Origin of the sequence: Bacillus sp. SN1 (assembly GCF_002796895.1) — a bacterium.
In the GTDB taxonomy this organism is placed as follows: Bacteria; Bacillota; Bacilli; order Bacillales; family Bacillaceae; genus Bacillus; species Bacillus inaquosorum.
The window spans coordinates 864181-884707 of the sequence record NZ_PHIE01000001.1; the positions used below are offsets into that span (position 1 = coordinate 864181).

The 20527-nt window shown below is 40.9% G+C and carries 26 protein-coding genes; all 26 read right to left on the minus strand.

Features of this window, described 5'->3' with window-relative positions:
- Position 1: 1 nt before the first annotated feature.
- The 26 genes from flhB to xerC all read right to left on the minus strand — a co-directional run bounded on the left by flhB (position 2) and on the right by xerC (position 20488).
- Complete coding sequence (flhB, locus tag CVV77_RS04110; protein ID WP_019258405.1) at positions 2 to 1084, minus strand: flagellar biosynthesis protein FlhB; 1083 nt, start codon at positions 1082 to 1084, stop codon at positions 2 to 4.
- Positions 1084 to 1863, minus strand: coding sequence for a flagellar biosynthetic protein FliR (gene fliR / locus CVV77_RS04115; RefSeq protein ID WP_003238525.1), 780 nt, complete (start codon positions 1861 to 1863; stop codon positions 1084 to 1086). Before fliR ends, flhB begins: the two co-directional genes overlap by 1 nt.
- Before the next feature lie 7 nt (positions 1864 to 1870).
- Positions 1871 to 2140, minus strand: coding sequence for a flagellar biosynthesis protein FliQ (fliQ, locus tag CVV77_RS04120; RefSeq protein WP_014113798.1), 270 nt, complete (start codon positions 2138 to 2140; stop codon positions 1871 to 1873).
- A gap of 14 nt (positions 2141 to 2154) precedes the next feature.
- The gene (fliP, locus tag CVV77_RS04125) at positions 2155 to 2820 is read right to left on the minus strand and encodes a flagellar type III secretion system pore protein FliP (RefSeq protein ID WP_019258404.1); all 666 of its coding nucleotides are present in this window, start codon (positions 2818 to 2820) and stop codon (positions 2155 to 2157) included.
- Entirely contained in the window at positions 2813 to 3472 is a 660-nt protein-coding gene (gene fliZ, locus CVV77_RS04130; protein WP_019258403.1) for a flagella biosynthesis regulatory protein FliZ, read from the minus strand. Before fliZ ends, fliP begins: the two co-directional genes overlap by 8 nt.
- Before the next feature lie 14 nt (positions 3473 to 3486).
- The gene (cheY, locus tag CVV77_RS04135) at positions 3487 to 3849 is read right to left on the minus strand and encodes a chemotaxis protein CheY (RefSeq protein ID WP_003220882.1); all 363 of its coding nucleotides are present in this window, start codon (positions 3847 to 3849) and stop codon (positions 3487 to 3489) included.
- 25 nt (positions 3850 to 3874) lie between these two features.
- Entirely contained in the window at positions 3875 to 5008 is a 1134-nt protein-coding gene (gene fliY, locus CVV77_RS04140) for a flagellar motor switch phosphatase FliY (RefSeq protein WP_003238528.1), read from the minus strand.
- Positions 4998 to 5996: a flagellar motor switch protein FliM gene (gene fliM, locus CVV77_RS04145; protein ID WP_003220879.1), complete on the minus strand. Its 999-nt coding sequence runs from the start codon at positions 5994 to 5996 to the stop codon at positions 4998 to 5000. Before fliM ends, fliY begins: the two co-directional genes overlap by 11 nt.
- A 33-nt stretch (positions 5997 to 6029) precedes the next feature.
- Entirely contained in the window at positions 6030 to 6452 is a 423-nt protein-coding gene (fliL, locus tag CVV77_RS04150) for a flagellar basal body-associated protein FliL (protein ID WP_100274705.1), read from the minus strand.
- Positions 6449 to 6664: a swarming motility protein SwrD gene (gene swrD, locus CVV77_RS04155; RefSeq protein WP_003220876.1), complete on the minus strand. Its 216-nt coding sequence runs from the start codon at positions 6662 to 6664 to the stop codon at positions 6449 to 6451. The genes fliL and swrD overlap by 4 nt, the downstream gene beginning before the upstream one ends.
- Before the next feature lie 39 nt (positions 6665 to 6703).
- Positions 6704 to 7498 (minus strand): flagellar basal body rod protein FlgG, encoded by a 795-nt coding sequence (gene flgG / locus CVV77_RS04160; protein WP_003238530.1) that lies wholly within the window; start codon positions 7496 to 7498, stop codon positions 6704 to 6706.
- A 20-nt stretch (positions 7499 to 7518) separates the two neighbouring features.
- Entirely contained in the window at positions 7519 to 7941 is a 423-nt protein-coding gene (gene flgD / locus CVV77_RS04165; protein WP_100274706.1) for a flagellar hook assembly protein FlgD, read from the minus strand.
- Positions 7938 to 9395, minus strand: coding sequence for a flagellar hook-length control protein FliK (locus CVV77_RS04170; RefSeq protein ID WP_100274707.1), 1458 nt, complete (start codon positions 9393 to 9395; stop codon positions 7938 to 7940). Before CVV77_RS04170 ends, flgD begins: the two co-directional genes overlap by 4 nt.
- 12 nt (positions 9396 to 9407) lie before the next feature.
- The gene (locus tag CVV77_RS04175) at positions 9408 to 10022 is read right to left on the minus strand and encodes a MotE family protein (RefSeq protein ID WP_019258398.1); all 615 of its coding nucleotides are present in this window, start codon (positions 10020 to 10022) and stop codon (positions 9408 to 9410) included.
- Positions 10023 to 10033: 11 nt separating this feature from the next.
- Positions 10034 to 10477: a flagellar export protein FliJ gene (fliJ, locus tag CVV77_RS04180; RefSeq protein WP_003238536.1), complete on the minus strand. Its 444-nt coding sequence runs from the start codon at positions 10475 to 10477 to the stop codon at positions 10034 to 10036.
- Positions 10478 to 10479: 2 nt separating this feature from the next.
- Complete coding sequence (fliI, locus tag CVV77_RS04185) at positions 10480 to 11796, minus strand: flagellar protein export ATPase FliI (protein ID WP_100274708.1); 1317 nt, start codon at positions 11794 to 11796, stop codon at positions 10480 to 10482.
- The gene (fliH, locus tag CVV77_RS04190; RefSeq protein WP_100274709.1) at positions 11793 to 12545 is read right to left on the minus strand and encodes a flagellar assembly protein FliH; all 753 of its coding nucleotides are present in this window, start codon (positions 12543 to 12545) and stop codon (positions 11793 to 11795) included. The genes fliI and fliH overlap by 4 nt, the downstream gene beginning before the upstream one ends.
- On the minus strand, positions 12538 to 13554 hold the full coding sequence (fliG, locus tag CVV77_RS04195; RefSeq protein WP_003231981.1) for a flagellar motor switch protein FliG: 1017 nt from the start codon (positions 13552 to 13554) through the stop codon (positions 12538 to 12540). The genes fliH and fliG overlap by 8 nt, the downstream gene beginning before the upstream one ends.
- A gap of 12 nt (positions 13555 to 13566) precedes the next feature.
- A complete protein-coding gene (gene fliF / locus CVV77_RS04200; RefSeq protein ID WP_080010794.1) occupies positions 13567 to 15177 on the minus strand; it encodes a flagellar basal-body MS-ring/collar protein FliF in 1611 nt (536 codons plus the stop codon).
- A 45-nt stretch (positions 15178 to 15222) separates the two neighbouring features.
- Positions 15223 to 15543: a flagellar hook-basal body complex protein FliE gene (gene fliE / locus CVV77_RS04205; protein WP_003238544.1), complete on the minus strand. Its 321-nt coding sequence runs from the start codon at positions 15541 to 15543 to the stop codon at positions 15223 to 15225.
- A gap of 11 nt (positions 15544 to 15554) precedes the next feature.
- Positions 15555 to 16007, minus strand: a complete 453-nt coding sequence (gene flgC / locus CVV77_RS04210) for a flagellar basal body rod protein FlgC (RefSeq protein ID WP_019258394.1) — start codon at positions 16005 to 16007, stop codon at positions 15555 to 15557.
- Positions 16007 to 16396, minus strand: coding sequence for a flagellar basal body rod protein FlgB (gene flgB / locus CVV77_RS04215; RefSeq protein WP_019258393.1), 390 nt, complete (start codon positions 16394 to 16396; stop codon positions 16007 to 16009). Before flgB ends, flgC begins: the two co-directional genes overlap by 1 nt.
- 380 nt (positions 16397 to 16776) lie before the next feature.
- Positions 16777 to 17556, minus strand: coding sequence for a GTP-sensing pleiotropic transcriptional regulator CodY (codY, locus tag CVV77_RS04220; RefSeq protein ID WP_003238551.1), 780 nt, complete (start codon positions 17554 to 17556; stop codon positions 16777 to 16779).
- Between the two features lie 39 nt (positions 17557 to 17595).
- A complete protein-coding gene (gene hslU, locus CVV77_RS04225) occupies positions 17596 to 18999 on the minus strand; it encodes an ATP-dependent protease ATPase subunit HslU (RefSeq protein WP_019258392.1) in 1404 nt (467 codons plus the stop codon).
- A 16-nt stretch (positions 19000 to 19015) separates the two neighbouring features.
- A complete protein-coding gene (gene clpQ, locus CVV77_RS04230) occupies positions 19016 to 19561 on the minus strand; it encodes an ATP-dependent protease subunit ClpQ (RefSeq protein ID WP_003238555.1) in 546 nt (181 codons plus the stop codon).
- A gap of 12 nt (positions 19562 to 19573) precedes the next feature.
- On the minus strand, positions 19574 to 20488 hold the full coding sequence (xerC, locus tag CVV77_RS04235; RefSeq protein WP_100274710.1) for a tyrosine recombinase XerC: 915 nt from the start codon (positions 20486 to 20488) through the stop codon (positions 19574 to 19576).
- Positions 20489 to 20527: the final 39 nt, after the last annotated feature.

Sequence of the window (20527 nt, forward strand, 5' to 3'; positions counted from 1 at the left end):
TTCAATATACTTTTTGTTTTGTTTTATATACGTAAGCTAGAATTTCTGCCAAGACTTTAAAAAATTCTTCCGGCACTGCCTGGTCAATTTCTACCTGATCATATAACGCACGGGCAAGCGGTCTGTTTTCTACCATCATGACATCATGCTCTTTAGCAATTTTCCTGATTTTTAACGCCAGGTGGTCAACACCTTTTGCAACAATATAAGGAGCGTCCATTTTTTCTTCGTCATATTTCAGGGCAATCGCATAGTGAGTAGGGTTTGTGATAATGACATCCGCTTTTGGAACTTCCTGCATCATCCGTCTCATCGCCATTTCCCGCTGTCTTTGTTTAATTTTAGACTTGATAATCGGGTCTCCTTCAGATTTTTTGTACTCATCTTTTATATCCTGTTTTGACATTTTGATATTTTTCTCATAGTCAAATCTCTGATATAAATAATCGAGACCAGCAAGAATCAACAAAGCGCCTGCACCGCTCAGCCCCATCCACAGTGTGAGTTTTGAAACAAAAGAAAGGGCCTCTTCTGGTGTCAGGAGCGGGAGCCGGAGAATTTCTCCATAATGCAGCCAAAGAACAGCGAAGGCCGCAAAACCGACAACCGTGATTTTCAATATCGATTTAATCAGCTCTACAATCGCCCTCATACTGTATATTCGTTTAAATCCTTTGATCGGGTCCAGTTTTTCAAGCTTAGGCTGTATCACTTCAGCAGAAAACAAGAACCCAACCTGCATATAGTTGCTTACGACCCCTGCAACAAGAGCGACAAGCAAGATCGGTGCAAGTATGATGCCCGTATCCTCTAATAAGCTGATAAACAGTGTGTGCACATTTGATTCTGAGAGCTTCATTGTGAGCGACTCGGTATAAAATGTTTCTATAAATGACAGCAGCCTGTCTCTCATAAACGGACCAATCGCAATAAACGAAAGGAATACTACTAATAAAGAAATGGCGGTATTGACATCCGCGCTTTTTGCTACCTGCCCTTTTTTTCGCGTATCCTTCCGTTTTTTCGGAGTGGCTTTCTCTGTCTTCTCTCCCGCAAAAAACTGCAGGTCAATTCTAAGCTTCATTAAGAAACACCGACCAATGCTAAAAGATTCCGCATCGTTTCAATCGTTAAACTAAAGACATTCCGCACAACGACGAAGATAACGGACATACACACAATGAGCATGATGAAACTGACAGCGATCTTTAAAGGCAGACCGACCACAAATACATTTAATTGCGGAACAGTTCGAGCCACGATACCTAATGCTAAATCAACAAGAAACAAACTGGCCACAACCGGCGCTGACATTTGAAAAGCAATAATAAACATCGCATTAAAGCTTTTCGCGATAAAATAAGCAAACTTTTCATCGCCGAAATTCGGAAATGCCTGATCAACTGAAATATACTGAAAGCTGTAGTAAATACCGTCAAGCAGCAAATGGTGGGCATTGACACTCAGCATAAACAAAAGTGCCATCGTATAGATAAACTGGCCGATCAACGGACTTTGTGCACCAGTTTGCGGATCAATAACATTCGCAATTGAAAATCCCATTTGAAAATCAATAAAAGAGCCGGCAATTTGAACTGCGGCAATCATCATATAAGCAATTAAGCCTAGACAAAGACCAACCAAAGCTTCCTTAAATGCCAAGAGCATATATTGCCCATCTATCTCCAAAGAGGGAGGTTTATCAATGGTGCTGAAACAAATGACCGCGAGGAAAAAAGCAAATCCAATACGATGAACAGCTGGGACATTCCGGTGTCCGAATAGCGGAATCGTTACAAAAAAAGCAGAAATTCTAATAAAAACCAATAAGAAGGCAGGAAATAAATCAATAATCGAATTCATCTCTACATTACCCTGCAAAACGATTTAAATTAGAAAACAGCTCTGTTGTAAACGAAAGAATGGTCGACAGCATCCATGGACCAAAAAAAATCAAGGCCAGAAGAACCGCCACGATTTTCGGAATAAACGCCAAAGTCTGTTCCTGGATTTGAGTTGTCGCCTGAAATATGCTGACGATTAAACCGACCAGTAAAGCAATAGCCAGCAATGGCGCACTGATCATCAGCGTTACGTATACGGCTTTTTCCGCCATAGAAATTACAAATTCTGAACTCACGTTTAGCACCTACCCTAAAAGCTCTGAAGCAAAGATTTCACAATTAAATACCAGCCGTCTACTAAAACAAAAAGTAATATTTTAAAGGGCAGAGAAATCATAACTGGAGGGAGCATCATCATTCCCATTGACATTAAGACGCTCGCCACTACCATATCTATAATTAAAAATGGGATAAAAATCATAAAACCTATTTGAAACGCTGTTTTGAGCTCCGATATGGCAAAAGCGGGAACCATCGTCGTTAGTGGAATATCCTTTAATGATTCCGGTTTATCCATTTTTGCGTAATTCATAAACAGCGCCAGATCCTTCTGCCTTGTGTGTTTACTCATAAATTCTTTAATTGGTTCCTCAGCTTTCGTATACGCTTCGTCCAAGCTGATTTTGTTGTCCATCAATGGCGTCAGCGCTTCTTTATTAATCTCTGAAAAAGTAGGAGCCATAATAAAAAACGTTAAAAACAGCGCAAGCCCGATAAGAACCTGGTTTGGCGGCATAGATTGCGTCGCCAGTGAAGTCCTAACAAATGACAGAACAATGACGATGCGGGTAAAACAAGTCATAAGAATCAATATTCCAGGCGCCACTGAAAATACAGTTAACAATAATAGTAATTTAACAGTTGAACTAACGTTTTCCGGATCGCTTGAATTGAAAATATTTATAAACTCATTCATGATGACGTGGGCCTTTCTTCTTTCCTTCAGAACGATTTTGTTTTAACTCTTCAAGCTGCTCTTTTAAAGCTTTTGAAAATGAAGGCAGTTTTTGCTGCGGCTGATGTTCAGAGCCCTTCAGCGGCTTCACAAACTTTTGCCACTCTATCTTGCTTGACATTGCCTCTTCATGCTGGTTGAGAATGACTTCAATCTCTTTTTCATCCTCAATTTCTTTTAGCAGCTGGATCGTCTCTCCAACACCGACGACGAGCACACTTTTTCCGACTTTGATCAATTGAATAGATCTGTTTTGGCCGACCGATGTGCCGCCAATATTTTCAACATATTGAAAAGGCTTTAGGAGCCGATTTCTTTTGTTCATGAGCTTAACCAGCCCGTAAATCAGCACGATAACAAACAGTAAAGCGAAAATCATCTTTACAAAATCAAAAGCTGAGACAGAAGGAGCCGCCGCTCCCTCCGTCTCATCAGCAGTTTGTGGTGTTTTTTCTTCCTTTTGCTCTGACTTATCTGCATTTTTTTCATCTTTCTTTTGAAACCATTCGTTTACAGTTGAATTATCAGAGTCTGCTGCGGCAGCAGCAATCGGATGTACACTGAATAAAACGAAAAAACAAATAAAAGCGATGAAATATTGACTCTTTTTCAACAGTCGTACACCCTTTAACTTAATGTTTTGTTGATTGCTTCAAGCACACGGTCTGCCTGGAAAGGTTTTACGATAAAATCCTTAGCGCCGGCCTGAATGGCATCGATAACCATTGATTGCTGTCCCATAGCAGAACACATAATGATTCTTGCCTGTGCATCAATTTGTTTAATTTCTTTTAATGCTGAAATCCCATCCATTTCTGGCATCGTGATATCCATAGTAACAAGATCAGGAGAATGCTCTTTATACTTTTCTACTGCTTGTGCTCCATTTTCAGCTTCCGCTACTACTTCAAAACCGTTTTTCACCAAAATATCTTTAATCATCATTCGCATAAATGCTGCGTCATCTACAATTAAAATTCTGTGTGCCATAATCAATCTCTCTCCTTGTGTTTCGTTATTTTAAATTATTAATGCGCTCTGCCTGGCTTAAAATGTCAGTGACTCTTACACCGAAGTTTTCTTCAATCACAACGACCTCGCCTTTGGCAACAATACGCTGATTAACTAAAATATCTACCGGCTCACCGGCTAATTTATCAAGCTCAATAATACTTCCGGCAGAAAGCTCCAAAATCTCTTTTACGCTTCTCTTCGTTCTGCCAAGCTCAACAGTAATCGAAAGCGGGATATCCAAAAGCATATCCAGGTTGTTTATAGGGGCTTGCGAAGCCTCATTTGGGTCAAACGCGGAAAATTCCACCGGTGAAACCTGAACTGGCGCTGTTTTCTTCGGCGTTCCCTGCCTTTTTGGCGGCTGTTGCTGCTGCGGTTCAATACGCGGCTCTGGTGCCACAGGCTCTTTCGGCTGCTCATATGTAACATCAGGCTGCGGCGTTGTTTCTCCCTCTGCATTTCCTGTGTTCATAAGGCTTGAAATTAAATCTTTCGCAAATGTCAGTGGGTAAAGCTGCATAATGCTGGAGTCTATTAATTCTCCCACCTTTAAGTTGAAAGAAACTTTCACCAGCATTTCATCATCAGGAATACGGTCTGTTCCCTTTTCTTCAGTGACATCGAGCAATTCAACCCGAGGCGGTGAAATATCAATTTTTTTACTGAATACAGTAGACATTGATGTGGCTGCCGATCCCATCATTTGGTTCATTGCTTCTTGAACCGCACTTAAATGGATTTCACCCAGTGAAGGGTCCGCACCTTTTCCGTCTCCCCCGATCATTAAGTCAGCAATGATCGCCGCGTCATTTTGTTCCACGACCAGCAGGTTGCTGCCGCTGAAGCCCTCCGTATAATTTACTTCAATCGCTACATACGGTTCAGGAAACGCATCGCTGATTTTACTTTTAGGTATGACAGTTACGCTCGGAGTCGTAATATCGACTTTTTGGTTTAAAAGCGTTGACAGTGCTGTTGCAGAACTGCCGAATGAAATATTTCCGATTTCACCGATCGCATCACGCTCCATTTCCGATAAGTCAAGTACTTCCGGAACCTCTGGCTCATCCGGCGTGCTGCCAGTGCCGTTAAGAAGCGCGTCAATCTCATCTTGAGATAATCTATTATTCTCCATCTTGTTCACCTCTTATGTCGTGATCTAAAATTTGCACTGCCTGTTTTCGATTCACCCGGCCGGCTTGTCCTAAAAATTTCGGCTTATCTCCGACCAATACAGTAAGAGGATCCGTGACTGATTTGTCCAAAGTTATGCAGTCTCCGACTTCTAAACTTAAAAACTCTTCTATTGTCAGTTCAGATGTGCCGAGCTCGGCCACGACAGGTATTTGTGCTGTCATGATACGTTTTTCAAGCGATTTTGTTTCCTCAGGCTTCGGCTCATTTCGATCTGATTGCATCCAATAGTGGACTGAAAGTTTCGGTATGAGCGGCTCGAGGACGATATGCGGGATACAGAGATTTATGACACCGCTGATTTCACCGATTTGAGTATTGAGTGAAATTACCACGACTGTTTCATTAGGAGATACCATCTGAACGAATTGCGGATTCACTTCAAACTCAGTCATTTCCGGTTCAATATCAGCAATTGACTGCCAAGCTTCTTTATAATTTCCCAGTGCATTTTCAAATAAATTAGAAATGATTTTTGTTTCAATTTCTGTCAAGCTATCAACCTTATTATGACTGATTCCAATACCGCCCATTACCCGATCCATCATCGTATAAGCAATCGTCGGGTTAACCTCCATCATAATTCTGCCTTCCATCGGATGGACATCAAACAGATTCAGGATCGTCATGTTCGGTATAGATCTTATAAATTCCTCATACGGGACTTGGTCAACAGAACTGACAGATATGTGAATATAGGTTCTGAGCTGAGCAGAAAAGTGAGTAGTAAGAAGCCTTGCAAAATTGTCATGAATTCTCGTTAAACTGCGGATCTGATCCTTAGAAAACCGCAGCGCACGTTTGAAATCATAAACCTTCACTTTCTTCTCTTTTTCTTCTTTTTTCAGCTCTTCAGCGTCCATTTCACCAGTTGATATTGCAGAAAGCAGTGCATCTATTTCATTTTGGGAGAGAACTTCTCCTGACATTTTCCTCACCTCCGTATTCTGTCAAATTATGCTTTATTGCAGATTAAAGGAGGTAATATACACTTTTTCTACTTTTCCTTCTTGGAGGTAGCTATTTATTTTATCTTTTAGTTCCTTCTTAAAGGTTTCTTTTCCCTTGTCTCCCTCAATCTCATCAGCATTCGTATCAGCCAGCAGTGATATTACAGCGTCCTTCACTTGAAAATCACGTTTTTCAAGTTCTTTTTTTGATTTATCAGAGTCAGTTTCAAGTTTAATAGCAAGCCGGATAATGTTATCAGACTTTAAATTTGTTGTGATCTCTTCTACATCAACAGAAGATGCAACGATTTCATCAATACTTTTTTTCGCTTCATTTTTTTCGGACTTTCCGCCTAAAACAAAATAAGCCGCCGCCCCGAGAGCACCAATTATGATAAGAATAATTAGTAAAATGATCATTAATTTTTTCTTCATTCCGGTTCCTCTATTCCTTGATCCATTGAAAATATTTGTATTTTTCGGTAGAAAGATGCGATCTTTTCCAGAACAGCTTCTTCATCTTCTTTTACTACAAACTTCTTACCATTTGACAGAGTGATTGTAGTATCCGGAAAGCATTCAATCTGTTCAATAAACAGCGCATTCAGTGTAAAGGGCTGCCCATTCAAACGGGTTACTTTAATCATAAAACAGCGGAGAAGCGATTACTCGCCTCCCCTCCCTCCTTAACGTTTAAGGTTAACCAGTTCTTGAAGGATTTCATCAGATGTTGTAATAATTTTCGAGTTTGATTGGAATCCGCGCTGGGCAACGATCATTTCAGTAAATTCGTCAGTTAAATCAACGTTAGACATTTCGAGAAAACCTGATTTAAGGGAACCTGTACCGCCATCACCAGGCTGGTTGGCTGCACTGGCAGTCCCAGAGTTTAAAGACTCACGGTATAAGTTACTTCCGATTTTATCCAAACCGTCACTGTTTGCAAAAGTAACAATCCCGATTTGTCCGCCGTCTTGTGTTTGACCGCCCGCATCAACAATTGACACCTTTCCATCAGAACCAATGCTGAAGCTTTGCGCATCAAGAGGGATTTGAATTGTTCCACCAGTCATATTTAACACATGATAGCCATCACCGGTAACCAGTGTTCCGGTATTATCTAAATAGAAGTTTCCTGCTCTTGTATAAGCTGTTCCGTCGCCTGTATCAATTCTAAAGTAACCATCGCCGTCAATCGCTAAATCAAGTGTTCGCCCTGTGCTTTGTGTTGCGCTTGTTGAATGAATTGTATCAATTGTGCCAGAAGATGAACCTAAACCGATCTGCTTAGAGTTCGTACCGCCGATAGTTGCACCAGCCGCAGAACCGCCGGCAATTGTTTGGCTTACCATATCTTTAAAGGTAACACGGCTCTTTTTGAATCCTACTGTATTCACGTTGGCAATGTTGTTGCCGATAACGTCAAGCTTTGTTTGAAAGTTTTTCATACCGCTGATTCCAGAATAAAGTGAACGTAACATAATAAATTCCCCCAGATTTTTTATTTCGAAGACTGTGCTACAGACATTACATTCCACGGATTGATCTCGGTCCCATCATCAAGAATGAGATAATAGTTTCCTTGAGAATGTTTAACAGAGCTTACTGTGCCAGTTTTATCTGTTGTACTTTGACCATCAGTCCAAGATACTTCTTTTCCCAACCAATCAACATACGAAGTAAACGGATCTTGATTTTCAACAAATTGAGTCATGGTCTTATTCATGTTCATCATTTGCTCCAAGCTTGAAAAAGTCGCCATCTGACTGATAAATTCTTTGTCATCAACCGGGTTGAGCGGATCTTGGTTTTGGACTTGAGTCATTAATATCTTTAAGAACTCATCTTTCCCCAAGCTGCTATTGCTAGTCTTCATAGTGCTTGTTTTTTCAGGCAGTTTATATTCTGAACTTATAGAAGTCATTCTTCTTCCTCCATTTCAACCATCGACACTTCATCGAGCAGATCACCGAAATCATTTGATTGCTTTTTCTGTCTTTGCTGTCTCTGCCCCTCTTGCTGCTGTTTCTGTTCATCAGCAAGCTGGCCGTATATCGGCTGATCTCCGGTTTGGACCGGGAGAGTAAAACGGTCAACTTGAACGGCCATATTCGGCAATGATTGCTTCAGCTGAGGAAGATGCTGTTCAAGCAGTTCCTTTGCTGATTGGCTCGATGCAATGATTTTACTCTGAAAGATCCCATTTTCATTTGTCAGCTTGATTGTGACAAATCCTAAATGTTCAGGGTTCAGCCGAATGGTGAAACTTCCCGTCGATCTGCCGAAAGGCGTATATTTCATCTGCTTCCATGCATTGATCACTTGATCAGCCACCGTTTTTGTTTCAGCAGTCGGTAAATCAGATGAGAGCTGCTGCAGATCCAGTGTTTGAACTCCAGTGCTCCGGTATCCTGAAAACAGCATTTGGAGTCCTGATTTACTATCTACAGGCTGAATACTTCCAGAAGCATCCGGTCCACTTTTGCTGGATGAACTCTGAGAGAACGGTGAGAGGGCACGCTTTCCAAAGTCTTGCGATGATTCGGATGATTTCGATAACAGGAAAGCTTTCAGCTGACTTTCAGCTAAATTCCATTCTTTGGTCCCTTTTTGAGGAAGCATAGACATTTGTTCCATTAAGCTTTGAAAGCTTTTCAGCTCTGACGCTGTCATCGAATAAAGTTTTGAACTTGACTCATCTTTAGTGAATATTTGCTGTTTAAGATCCTGAATGAGCTGTTGAGATACGCTCTTTTTTTCTAATGCAGAAAGAAATTGATCACCATTCTGGTAAATGACATGAGCTTCATTTCCCTTCCCGCGGTCAGACAGCTTATTCCCTTCTAGCAGCTGACTAATGAACATCTGGATAAGGATAAGTTCTTTATCATCCTCAGATCCTTCATTCTCCTGATTTGATTGCTCTGTATCAGACTTCAGTTCTCCATTAATGTCAGCAGCAGACTCATTGGTTGCCAAAGCCGTTTTACTTTCTGAAATGATTTTGTCTGCTTCTGCGAGTAATTGATCTATCCCGCCGGACACTTTTGATTCAACTGCTTGCAACAGATTCTGCAGCATTCGCTGAGCAGTTTCATCCAACTGCTCCCCTGTTAGTTTGTTTAATGTTTGAAGAAGTTCCACTTTTTGTTTGTCTTGATCTTCAGGACTTGCATTTAGCCAATCACTGATCTTTTTAAGCGCATCTGCCAAAAACTGACCGGAAGTAGGAGTACCACTTCCTTGTTCTGAGATTTCCTTCAATCCGGCCTCAGACATCAGCCAGTTTTGAAAAACTCCCTGGCTACTTTTCATGGTTTTAGCAGCAGTACCCGCTGTGGTTTGCAGCAAAGGTCCCGCCAATTCAAGCAGCTTCACCTTCAATTCCCCCTATTCTTGGCTGGCAGCAATTTTTTCTGTATAGGTTGCTGCTTGCTCAGGAGTCATTTTCGCCAAGATGTCAGCAAGCTGCTTTTTGCTTAGACCATTCAATATTTTCAGCGCTTCTTGCTCCTTTAATTGGGCAATAATTTTAGCAGCCTTTCCGCTGTCCATGCTTTTATATACACTGATCACTTTGTCATCCTTAGAAGAAGAATTCGAACCTGATGTTTCTTCAGGATTATCTTCTGATGACTTTTTTTGATCCTCCGCCGTCTTTTCAAGTGAACGGATCTTTTGATTGAGCCTGTCGATTTCAGATTTACTTGTTTCTAAATCTTTATTCAATATACTGATTTCACTTTTTTGGTCCTTAATGGTCTTTTCCAGAGCTGCCGTATTACTGCTATCCTTATTTGATGCTGTGTCTTTTTTATTTTCGGTTTCAGGAACCAATTCTTTAAGAACCGGCGTTTTTGCCGCAGCTTCCTGTATCGGCTTTAAGACATTAACACCAGCAGCCCAAAGAACAATCCCCCCAGCGATTAGAAGAAACATCAGCGGAAGGATAATGATAAGCAAAACCGAACGGAACTTACCTGATTCTTTCTTTTTGCCGGACATTACATTCGCTCCTAATGGCCTTGAATCATAAACTGCTTGATCGAAATATCGTCCATTTCTTTCATCTCTGCAGCTTTGTCTTCAAGAGCAAACATTTTAAACTGTTTTTCACGCATTTTTTCAAACTTTTTTACTTCTATATTTTTCTCTGTCAAAATTTCTTGTTTTTGATTCATTTGATTTCTTTTCATAATGACAAGCTTTTGATAGTGATAGATCGTGTTTTCAAGGTTTGAGACAAATTGCTGGTAATGCCTCATTTCTTGTACACTCATGCCGCTTTTCAATTTCTTTTCCTTATTTTGTTCAAGCAATTCCTTTTTGCTCATATTCTCATATAATTTTTCAGCAACATTTTCAAATTCAGATACTGATTGCTGATACTCGGATAAGGATTGATCTTTCTCATTTTCTTTTAGTTCCAGCAGCTTTTGGAATCTAAATTGATAAGCCACGTTTATTCCTCATTTCCTGTCAAACTAGTTAATGCAGCAATGCTTTCTTCTAATAATGCTGATTCGTCTGTTCCCTGTTTTAAAAATTGAATAAGCTGCGGATAAAATTGTATCGCTTCATCAATTTCTCTTGAGGATCCTCTTTTGTAAGCTCCGATATTAATGAGATCTTCTGAATTTTGATATGTTGATAAAAGTTCACGGAATTTATTTGCTGCATCCAGATGTTGTCTTGTCGATATGTTTGACATCACCCTGCTGATGCTTTTTAGTACATTAACTGCAGGAAACTGGCCTTTATTGGCAAGCGCCCTGTCCAACACAATATGTCCGTCTAAAATTCCGCGAACAGTGTCCGCAATCGGCTCATTCATGTCATCCCCGTCTACCAATACTGTATAAAACGCCGTAATGGTTCCGTGCTCATTTGCACCTGTTCGCTCTAATAAACGAGGTAAAATAGCGAACACAGAAGGTGTATAGCCTTTTGTCGTCGGAGGTTCTCCGGCAGCCAGTCCAATCTCACGCTGCGCCATTGCCACCCTTGTAACAGAATCCATCATAAACATGACATTTTGGCCTTTATCGCGGAAATACTCGGCAATTGCCGTCGCTGTATATGCCGCTTTCAATCTCATTAATGCTGGCTGATCCGAGGTGGCAACGACCACAATCGATCGTTTCAGCCCCTCTTCCCCAAGATCTTTTTCAATAAACTCCCGAACCTCTCGCCCGCGTTCCCCGACAAGTGCAATGACGTTTAAGTCAGCCTCTGTCTGCTTGGCGATCATCCCCATTAATGTACTTTTACCGACACCGCTTCCTGCAAAAATGCCAATCCGCTGGCCTTTACCGACTGTCAGCAAGCTGTCAATTGATCTGACTCCTACACCCATCTTTTCACGGATAGGCGGCCGTTTCATCGGGTTGGGCGGTGATTGCTCCGTCGATACAGGCGAGAGCCCTTTCGGCAGCAGTTTTCCGTCAAGCGGCTCGCCAAAAGCATCGATAACCTGTCCGATCAGTCCTGCTCCGACTTTAACCCGAAGAGATTCACCAGTGGCTTCTACAATACTGCCGGGCGCAATGCTTGCAGCCTCTAAATAAGGCATAAGCAAAATATTTTCTTCCTGGAAGCCGACAACCTCAGCTTTTATGACTTTACCAGATTGTCCTTTTGCATAAATCAGGCACACGTCGCCAATTGAGCTTGCAGGCCCTTTTGATTCAATCATCAGGCCGATCACCCGCTTGACTTTTCCGTGCCATTTATACGAGTCCGTCATTTCTATACAATCTATCAGACTCTGTGTCTTCATTCAGCTGCACCCGCTTCCAGTACTGTCAGAAGTTTATCTTTCAATTGCATTAGTTGCGTGTCAACACTCGCATCCACTCTGCCAAAAGGAGTTTCTATATAACAAGATCCTTTTTGAGCTTTTTCATCAGCATATATGCCAAGCCGGCATTCTTTATAAAGAAGCTGCAGAATTTCATCTTTTTGCTGAAAGACTGTCTCATAGTAATATGGGTCTACATATATTGAGATATCGTCATATTCCTTTACTTCGTTTACAACCTGTTTCACTAGCAGGAGAAAAGCCTCTTTATCATCAGATTTTTGCTGCCATACTTTTTTAGCCAGTGCAACGGCAAGCTCAACGATTTCTTCAGAAGCGTCTTCAAGCTTGTCCTCAACAGCTTTTCTGGACATTTCAGTTATGCTGTTTGCTTGGTCGATCAGCTCGGAATACTGTTGAAGCGCCTCCGCTTTGCCTAATGCCACACCTTGTTCAAAACCCTCGGCTTTTGCTTCCTCAATAAGCTTTTGTTTTTCAGCTGCCCAATCATTTTTTTCCTGCTCAATTTGACGGCGAATAGTTTCTATATGGCTGTTGGCCTGCTTTGAAATCCGGTCAGCTTCCTCTTTCACTCGGGCGATAAGCGCTTCCGGATTCTCTTCAGCCTGCAAAAGGTGAGAATGATCGATTCGCACCTCTTGTACAGAGAGTTTTCTTCTTTCCTTTTGTGGAGAAAAAGATGATTCTTGTTTAATGATATTAGACAATAATATCGTCCCCTCCGCCTCTTGCTATCACAATTTCACCGGCTTCTTCAAGCTTTCTGACGATGCTTACAATTCTTGATTGAGCTTCTTCTACATCTTTCAAGCGTACAGGGCCCATGAATTCCATTTCTTCTTTAAAGGTTTCAACCATACGCTGTGACATATTGTTGAATACAATTTCTTTGACTTCCTCGCTTGCAACCTTTAATGAAAGGAGCAGATCGTCGTTTTCAACATCGCGAATGACTCTCTGAATTGCGCGGTTATCAAGTGTAACAATATCTTCGAAGACAAACATCCGCTTTTTAATTTCTTCAGCAAGATCAGGATCCTGAATTTCCAATGAATCTAAGATCGTCTTCTCTGTTCCTCTGTCTACCCCGTTTAACACTTCAACAACAGCTTCAATTCCGCCTGTTTGTGTATAATCTTGAGTAAATGCAGAAGATAATTTTTGTTCCAGAATCCGTTCTACCTCATTAATAATTTCAGGTGACGTTCTGTCCATGACCGCGATTCTTCTTGCGACCTCAGCCTGTACCTCAGGATTCAGCTCGGATAAAATTTGCCCGGCTTGCACAGGATCTAAATAAGACAAGATTAAAGCCATCGTCTGCGGATGCTCTTGCTGTATAAAATTCAAAATTTGTTCAGGCTCCGCTTTTCTGGCAAAATCAAATGGTTTAACCTGTAAAGATGAAGTCAGCCTGTTTAGAATGTTTTCCGCCTTATCCTCTCCAAGCGCCTTCTCAAGAACTTGTCTTGCATAGCTTAGACCGCCCTGAGAAATATAATCTTGCGCAATGGCTATATTATGAAATTCTTCTATAATTTCATCCTTTTTTTGATGATCAACACTTCGAACACCCGATATTTCCAGGGTAAGCCTTTCAATTTCTTCATCGGTTAAGTGCTTATATACAGAAGCTGACACATCTAACCCCAAGGAAATCATGAGAATGGCTGCTTTTTGTTTTCCTGTAAGCTTATCTTGATCACGTCTCGCCATTTCTAATTCCTCCTAATCCTCGGCCAGCCAGCTTCTCAGCAATTTTGCAAAATCTTCTGGCTTGTCTTTCGCCATCTTTTCAAGCTGTTTTCGTCTGACTGTTTCCGCTGTTTCATTTTCCTCTTCGTTGATATCAGGCAGATTGATCGGTTCTTGAGGAACCTCATATTCATATTCCTCATATTCATCCTCTTGCGCCCGTTTCTTTCTCACTAGCATAATGATGAGAACAATGATTGCTGCGATTAAAACACCGCCTACGATATATGCCCACAGCGGGATACCTGAGGATTTTTCCGTATTTGTATCCAAGTTGACTTTTCCGTCAAATGGCTGAACGGAGACCACAATTTTATTATTGATATCTTCATCAGAAAGGTTCTGATTTTGTGTTGCATCCTTATCCAGTGATGTTCTGACAACAGTTGAAAGGATTTTTTGTATATCATCCTGTCTTTCAGTTGATAGCGACGCTGTGTTTTTGGCATCAGGCGGCTCTACCATGACTTGAATCCCTAAATCTCTGACCTTATAAGGGCTTTCAGCGATTTCTTTATGGATGCGGTTAACTTCGTAATTGATTTTATTACTGCTCTTTTCGTAGTTCCCGCTTTCGGTATTTTCGCCGTCAGCTTTATAGTTTGTTACATCTTCGTCGCCAGTTCCGGCAGTTCCGCCATTGGCTGCACCATCACCCTGGTATGTTTCAGAAACCTTTTCCGCGCTGACTGCAATACCTTCCATGTTTTCTTTATCAACAGGTTCAACAATGTCTTCTGTGCGATTTTCTTTTGTGAAATCAATGTCAGCTGTCACGGAGACAACGACTTTATCTTGTCCCATCATCGTTCCAAGCAATGACTGAACATGTTTTTGAATATCTTTTTCAACTTGGGACTTAATTCCTTGCTGAGAAGAATAACTATCCGCGTAGGACCCTGCATCGCTGTCTGACTTGTCGTAGTATGTAGAATTTTGGTCCATGATGACGATGTTATCTTCTTTTAAGTTCGGCACGCTTTTCGATACCAGATGATACAATCCGTTGATCTGGCCTTGATCAAGTGTATAGCCCGGTTGAATCTGCAGAACGATTGACGCAGATGCTACAGATTGCTCCTCACCGACAAACACAGCGTCTTTCGGGAGGTTAATCATTACTTTTGAATTTTTGATACCGTCCATTTCATTGATCAAATTTGATAGTTCTGTCTGTGTTGCTTTCACTTTGACCATATCAAACTCATTGTCTGTCAAACCAAAGCCGGCATTCTGCCCAAAAAACGAATAATCAATTGATCCGGTTTTAGGAAGTCCTTCTGCAGCCATTTGCACTTTCAATGAATCAACCTGATCCTCCGGAACGCTAATCACTGTACCGCCGTTTGAAAGCTCGTTTGGCACTTTTTTTGCATCGAGTTCTTCTTTGATTTGTCCTGCTTCTTCGGCAGACAAATCTTTGTACAGCGGCGCCATTTTTGTGCTGGAAGCAAAAACACTAATAATAATTCCAATAATAATAATTGCCGCTAAAGCACTAATCATTAAAATCTTTTGTAACTTAGATCTATTTTTCCAAAACTCACTCGTTTTGTTTTTCATTTGCATTAGAGTACGATTCATGTTAACCCCCGGTCATTCCACTCTTTCTCTTAATCGTCAGACCCCCTACATTTGCATTCTCATAATCTCCTGATAGGCTTCCACAGCTTTATTGCGGAACTCTGTTGCAGCAGTTAGAGAGATGCTTGCTTTTTGAGCGGCGATCATGACCTCATCAAGATTTACATCTTTTCCTGCTGCCAAGGCATTAGTCATGTTGTCAGAAGCTACTTGGGACTCATTTAACGAACTAATAGAGTTTTTTAAAAGCTCCGAAAAGCTTGTTTGATTTGAAGAATCTGTTTTTTGGCTATTGTTTACTTGATTTGTTGCATTTTGAGTGTTTTGAGTATTTTGAACCTGAAAAGGAGAAATTGCATTAATCACATTCATTCACCTTACTTTCCGATTTCTAACGCCTTCATCAGCATTCCCTTTGTGGCATTCATCGCTGTCACATTCGCCTCATATGATCTTGTGCTGCTGACAAGGTCAACCATTTCTTTCAATGGATCAACATTAGGCTTTTGTACATATCCTTCAGCGTTTGCATCAGGGTTTGTCGGATCATAGACAAGATTAAAATCCGAATCATCTTCCGTGATTTTTGAAACCTTTACACCGTTTCCTGCATTGCCGCTTCCGCTCATTTGTGAATTGAGAATGGAAGAGAACGATTCACCTTTTGACTGAAGGGAAACCATTTTTCTTCTGTAAGGCACCCACTCTCCATCCACTTGCTTAGCTCTTGTCGTATCCATATTAGCCAAGTTAGACGATACAACATCCATTCTGACACGCTGAGCTGTTAAAGCTGATGCTGAAACATTTAAGCTATGAAAAGCTGTCATCATTTTCCTCCTGTTAATACGGTCTTCAGCGAATTAAATTTACCGTTCATTCTTTCAACTAAAGCTTGATAGTTGATTTGGTTTTGTGCTAATTCCGTCATCTCTTTGTCAACATCAACATTGTTTCCATTTTGCTGATACGATGTATTCCCGCTTGTTACAATTGAATAATTCGAATCAGTATCAGAAAAATCAACATGACGATAGTCTGTTTTTGTCGCATCAAGACGCGAGGATTCTTGATCTAATAAATTTTGGAAAGAGACTTTTTTTGCCTTATAGTTCGGTGTATCTATATTGGCGATATTATTAGTTATGACTTTTTGCTTAATATCCGCTCTGCTCAAGGCATTTTCAAGATTTTGTATCGTTCCAGAAAATAAGCTCAAATCCACTTACCTCCATTTCAGTTTTTTTCACCCTCAATATCCTTGTCGAGAATTGTAAAACTATATGCTTATTGTAAGAAATAACAGGCATAAAGTCTATGAAGTTCGTGTAAAAAAATGTCCTCACAATTATCTATTTTACAACTAGGCACATAGTCCTAGATTATTTGAACTATGTTTTCACTTTGATATAAGCCTGAAAATAGCAGAATTTCTGTTTTTTCTTCATTATTTTCGTCATTTTTATGTCCATTTGAAGAAAAATGTAAATTTTATTAAAATTATTACAACGAAAGACTTTCAACCCAGGAAATAAAGCTTATCAATTTCCTTTATTTGAGTATAAAAAAGAACCCCTTTTTAAGGGGTTCTTTCATTTATTAATGAGATTTTAGATTTTCTAATTCAATTAGGAATTTGTTGTTAAGGACTTTGATATAAGTACCTTTCATTCCTAATGATCTTGACTCGATGACACCGGCGCTTTCCAGCTTTCTGAGTGCATTAACAATCACAGAGCGGGTAATGCCGACGCGGTCTGCGATTTTACTTGCAACGAGAAGGCCTTCGTTTCCGTCAAGCTCTTCAAAAATGTGCTCAATTGCTTCAAGCTCACTGTAAGAAAGAGAGCTGATAGCCATTTGTACGACAGCTTTGCTTCTCGCTTCCTCTTCGATTTCTTCTGCTTTTTCTCTCAGAATTTCCATGCCGACAACTGTAGCGCCGTATTCAGCGAGAATTAAATCATCATCATGAAATTGATCCTGTAAACGTGAAAGAATGAGGGTTCCTAATCTTTCTCCGCCTCCGATGATCGGTACAATTGTTGTTAAACCAGCTTGGAACAGGTCTCTATTCTCAACAGGAAAAGCAGTATATTCACTATTAATGTCCAAGTTAGAAGATGTTTCAGGGACGTTAAACAGATTTTTCGTATATTCTTCAGGGAATTGACGATCCTCAAGCATTTTTTTCATACGATCATTTTCAATTTGCTGGTTAATAGAATATCCAAGGAGTTTGCCTCTGCGGCTCACAACGAAAATATTGGAATCAATTACATCCCGCAGCGTCTCCGCCATTTCCTTGAAGTTTACCGGTTTCCCTGCCGCAGCTTGCAGCATGGAGTTAATAATTCTTGTTTTTTGTAATAAAGCCATGATAAATAATCCTCCTAAACATTCCTCTTATTAAATTTTTCACAATATAAATTGACTTAAATCTTTATTTTTGGCTATCGTTCCGAGCTTTTCTTCGACATACTGTGGTGTAATCGTTATTTTCTCCATTGTTACATCAGGAGCCTCAAACGACAGATCTTCTAATAGGCGTTCAAGTATTGTATGAAGGCGTCTCGCACCGATATTATCTGTGTCCTGGTTCACATGATAAGCAACTTCAGCAATCTTATGAATAGCTTCGTCAGAAAATTCAAGAGATATACCTTCTGTCTGCAATAAAGCCTGATATTGTTTCAGCAGCGCATTATCCGGCTCAACCAAAATTCTCACGAAGTCGTCTACCGTGAGTTTGCTCAGTTCTACACGAATCGGGAAACGTCCCTGCAGCTCAGGAATTAAATCAGACGGTTTGGCCATATGAAACGCTCCTGCTGCAATAAATAACACATGGTCTGTTTTTACCGAACCATATTTAGTAACAACGGTAGAACCCTCAACGATTGGGAGGATATCCCGCTGAACGCCTTCTCTTGATACATCGGCAGATGATGACGCGCCGCCGTTTTTTGCAATTTTATCGATCTCGTCGATAAAGATAATGCCGCTCTCTTCTGCTCTCTGAACAGCTTCCTGGCTGACTTCATCCATATCGATGAGTTTGCTTGCTTCTTCATTTGTCAGGACTTTTCTGGCTTCTCTGACTGTCATTTTGCGCCGTTTCTTTTTCTTTGGCATTAATCCGCTCAGCGCGTCCTGCATATTCATGCCCATCTGCTCCATACCCGAGCCTTGCAGCATGTCAAACATAGAAGGCTGCTGCTCTTCGACTTCTACTGTTACATAATAGTCTTCGAGCTCTCCTAAAGCCAGCTGATGCGCCATGCGTTTTCTTTTTTCTTCAATGTTTGCTTCTTCCTGGCTCTCCGCCTCATCTTCGCCATTCGGCTGGCTGCCGCCAAAAAACATTTCAAACGGATTTTTCACACCTGATTGTTTTTTCTTCCCAGGAACTAACAGACGAACAATGCGTTTGTTTGCATTTTCTTCTGCCTGCTCCTTTACTTCATTCATTTTCTCTTCTTTTATAAGCCGAACAGAAGTTTCCACAAGGTCTCTGACCATTGATTCAACATCTCTGCCTACATAACCGACTTCGGTGAATTTTGTTGCTTCAATTTTAATAAATGGCGCACCTGAAAGCTTGGCGATACGTCTGGCAATTTCAGTTTTTCCAACGCCGGTAGGCCCCATCATTAAAATGTTTTTCGGAACGACCTCGTCCTTCAGCTTTTCATCCAGAAGACTTCTTCTATAGCGGTTTCTTAATGCCACGGCGACAGCTTTTTTCGCGTTTTGCTGACCGACAATATATTGGTCTAACCGATCTACTATCTGTCTAGGTGTTAACGGTTTTTTTTCCATGCGCCTCAAGTCCTTTCTATTCAAGCTCTTCCAGTATGATTTGATCGTTCGTGTAAACACAAATTTCGCCTGCTGTTTCTAACGCGGCTCTAGCAATCTCACTTGCAGACATGCTTTCACCGGCATGCTTTTTCAAAGCTCTTCCGGCTGCCAAAGCATAATTGCCTCCTGATCCAATCGCGAGAATGCCGTCATCTGGTTCGATCACCTCGCCTGTTCCCGATACGAGAAGCAAAGTATCCTGATTCATTACAATCAGCATGGCTTCAAGCTTTCTAAGCACTTTATCGCTGCGCCATTCCTTTGCAAGCTCAACAGCTGCCCGTTTTAAGTTGCCGTTATACTCTTCAAGCTTAGCTTCAAACTTTTCGAATAAAGTGAAAGCGTCTGCAACAGAACCCGCAAACCCAGCAAGAACCTTGCCGTTAAACAGTTTTCTCACTTTTCTCGCAGTGTGTTTCATGACAACAGCCTGACCAAATGTCACTTGGCCATCTCCGGACATTGCGCTTCGTCCCTTATGCTGGACGGCAAATATTGTGGTCGCATGAAAAGATGACATAAAGGGCCTCCTTTAATTTTTCTTAAAAGCTCTTGGATGGTGAGACATATATGTGTTTCTCAACATTTCCTTCGAAACGTGCGTGTATATCTGTGTCGAAGACAGATTGGAATGCCCGAGCAGTTCTTGAACGCTTCTCAAATCTGCTCCTTCGTTTAACAGATGAGTGGCGAACGTATGTCGAAGCATATGCGGATGGATATGTAAAGTGCCGGACGCTTTTTGAACAAGCCCGCTTAAAATATGTCTGATGCCTCGGGCTGTAAGCGGTCCACCTCTTTGATTCACGAATAATAGATCATGAGGTTCTTTTGCTTTCATCAGCAAGCACTGTCTTCCGCTATTCATATATACCTTCAATGCTTCGCGGGCGTAAGAACCAAAGGGGATATAGCGCTGCTTCTTGCCTTTACCATGAACAAGTACAATGTCCATAAATAAATCGATATCGTTGACATTTATGGAACAACATTCACTGACCCTCATTCCGGTGGCATAGAGAAGCTCTAACAGCGCTTGATCCCTCATTCCGGCCGGCTGGCTTATATCTGAAACTTCAAACAGCTCCTCAAGCTCTTTTTGATATAGAAACTTCGGTATCCGTTTCTCTTGTTTCGGCAGATGAACAAGCTGAAACGGATTTTCTTCAATAAGCTTTTCCCGCATCAGAAACTTATAAAAGCTTCTCAATGCAGATATCTTTTTGCTTATTGTTCGTCTCGATAAACCTTTTTCATAGGCTTCTGTCAAAAAAATCCTAGTATCTTGATATGCAGCTTTTTCAAATCCATTTATACCTTGAACGCGCAGGAAAGTCTCGAATTCTTCAATTGAATCCACATAATTCACAATAGTATATTGTGAATAATTTTTTTCAATTTGTAAATATTCAACGAATAACTTTACGAAATTCTTAACATTCTCCATGCCTAATACCTCCCCAGAAAGGGCTTTTAAATGGTATCA

Bases quoted from the DNA above. Each gene is read 5' to 3' on its own strand.
- fliG (WP_003231981.1), bottom strand. From the start codon at position 13,554: ATGGCGAGACGTGATCAAGATAAGCTTACAGGAAAACAAAAAGCAGCC.
- hslU (WP_019258392.1), bottom strand. From the start codon at position 18,999: ATGGAAAAAAAACCGTTAACACCTAGACAGATAGTAGATCGGTTAGAC.
- fliY (WP_003238528.1), bottom strand. From the start codon at position 5,008: ATGGAGAATAATAGATTATCTCAAGATGAGATTGACGCGCTTCTTAAC.
- fliM (WP_003220879.1), bottom strand. From the start codon at position 5,996: ATGTCAGGAGAAGTTCTCTCCCAAAATGAAATAGATGCACTGCTTTCT.
- flhB (WP_019258405.1), bottom strand. From the start codon at position 1,084: ATGAAGCTTAGAATTGACCTGCAGTTTTTTGCGGGAGAGAAGACAGAG.
- fliR (WP_003238525.1), bottom strand. From the start codon at position 1,863: ATGAATTCGATTATTGATTTATTTCCTGCCTTCTTATTGGTTTTTATT.
- CVV77_RS04175 (WP_019258398.1), bottom strand. From the start codon at position 10,022: ATGTCCGGCAAAAAGAAAGAATCAGGTAAGTTCCGTTCGGTTTTGCTT.
- codY (WP_003238551.1), bottom strand. From the start codon at position 17,556: ATGGCTTTATTACAAAAAACAAGAATTATTAACTCCATGCTGCAAGCT.
- flgG (WP_003238530.1), bottom strand. From the start codon at position 7,498: ATGTTACGTTCACTTTATTCTGGAATCAGCGGTATGAAAAACTTTCAA.
- fliI (WP_100274708.1), bottom strand. From the start codon at position 11,796: ATGAAGACACAGAGTCTGATAGATTGTATAGAAATGACGGACTCGTAT.
- swrD (WP_003220876.1), bottom strand. From the start codon at position 6,664: ATGATTAAAGTAACCCGTTTGAATGGGCAGCCCTTTACACTGAATGCG.
- cheY (WP_003220882.1), bottom strand. From the start codon at position 3,849: ATGGCACACAGAATTTTAATTGTAGATGACGCAGCATTTATGCGAATG.
- xerC (WP_100274710.1), bottom strand. From the start codon at position 20,488: ATGGAGAATGTTAAGAATTTCGTAAAGTTATTCGTTGAATATTTACAA.
- fliL (WP_100274705.1), bottom strand. From the start codon at position 6,452: ATGAAGAAAAAATTAATGATCATTTTACTAATTATTCTTATCATAATT.
- flgC (WP_019258394.1), bottom strand. From the start codon at position 16,007: ATGACAGCTTTTCATAGCTTAAATGTTTCAGCATCAGCTTTAACAGCT.
- fliF (WP_080010794.1), bottom strand. From the start codon at position 15,177: ATGAATCGTACTCTAATGCAAATGAAAAACAAAACGAGTGAGTTTTGG.
- clpQ (WP_003238555.1), bottom strand. From the start codon at position 19,561: ATGTCATCTTTTCATGCGACCACAATATTTGCCGTCCAGCATAAGGGA.
- fliP (WP_019258404.1), bottom strand. From the start codon at position 2,820: ATGAATGAGTTTATAAATATTTTCAATTCAAGCGATCCGGAAAACGTT.
- flgD (WP_100274706.1), bottom strand. From the start codon at position 7,941: ATGACTTCTATAAGTTCAGAATATAAACTGCCTGAAAAAACAAGCACT.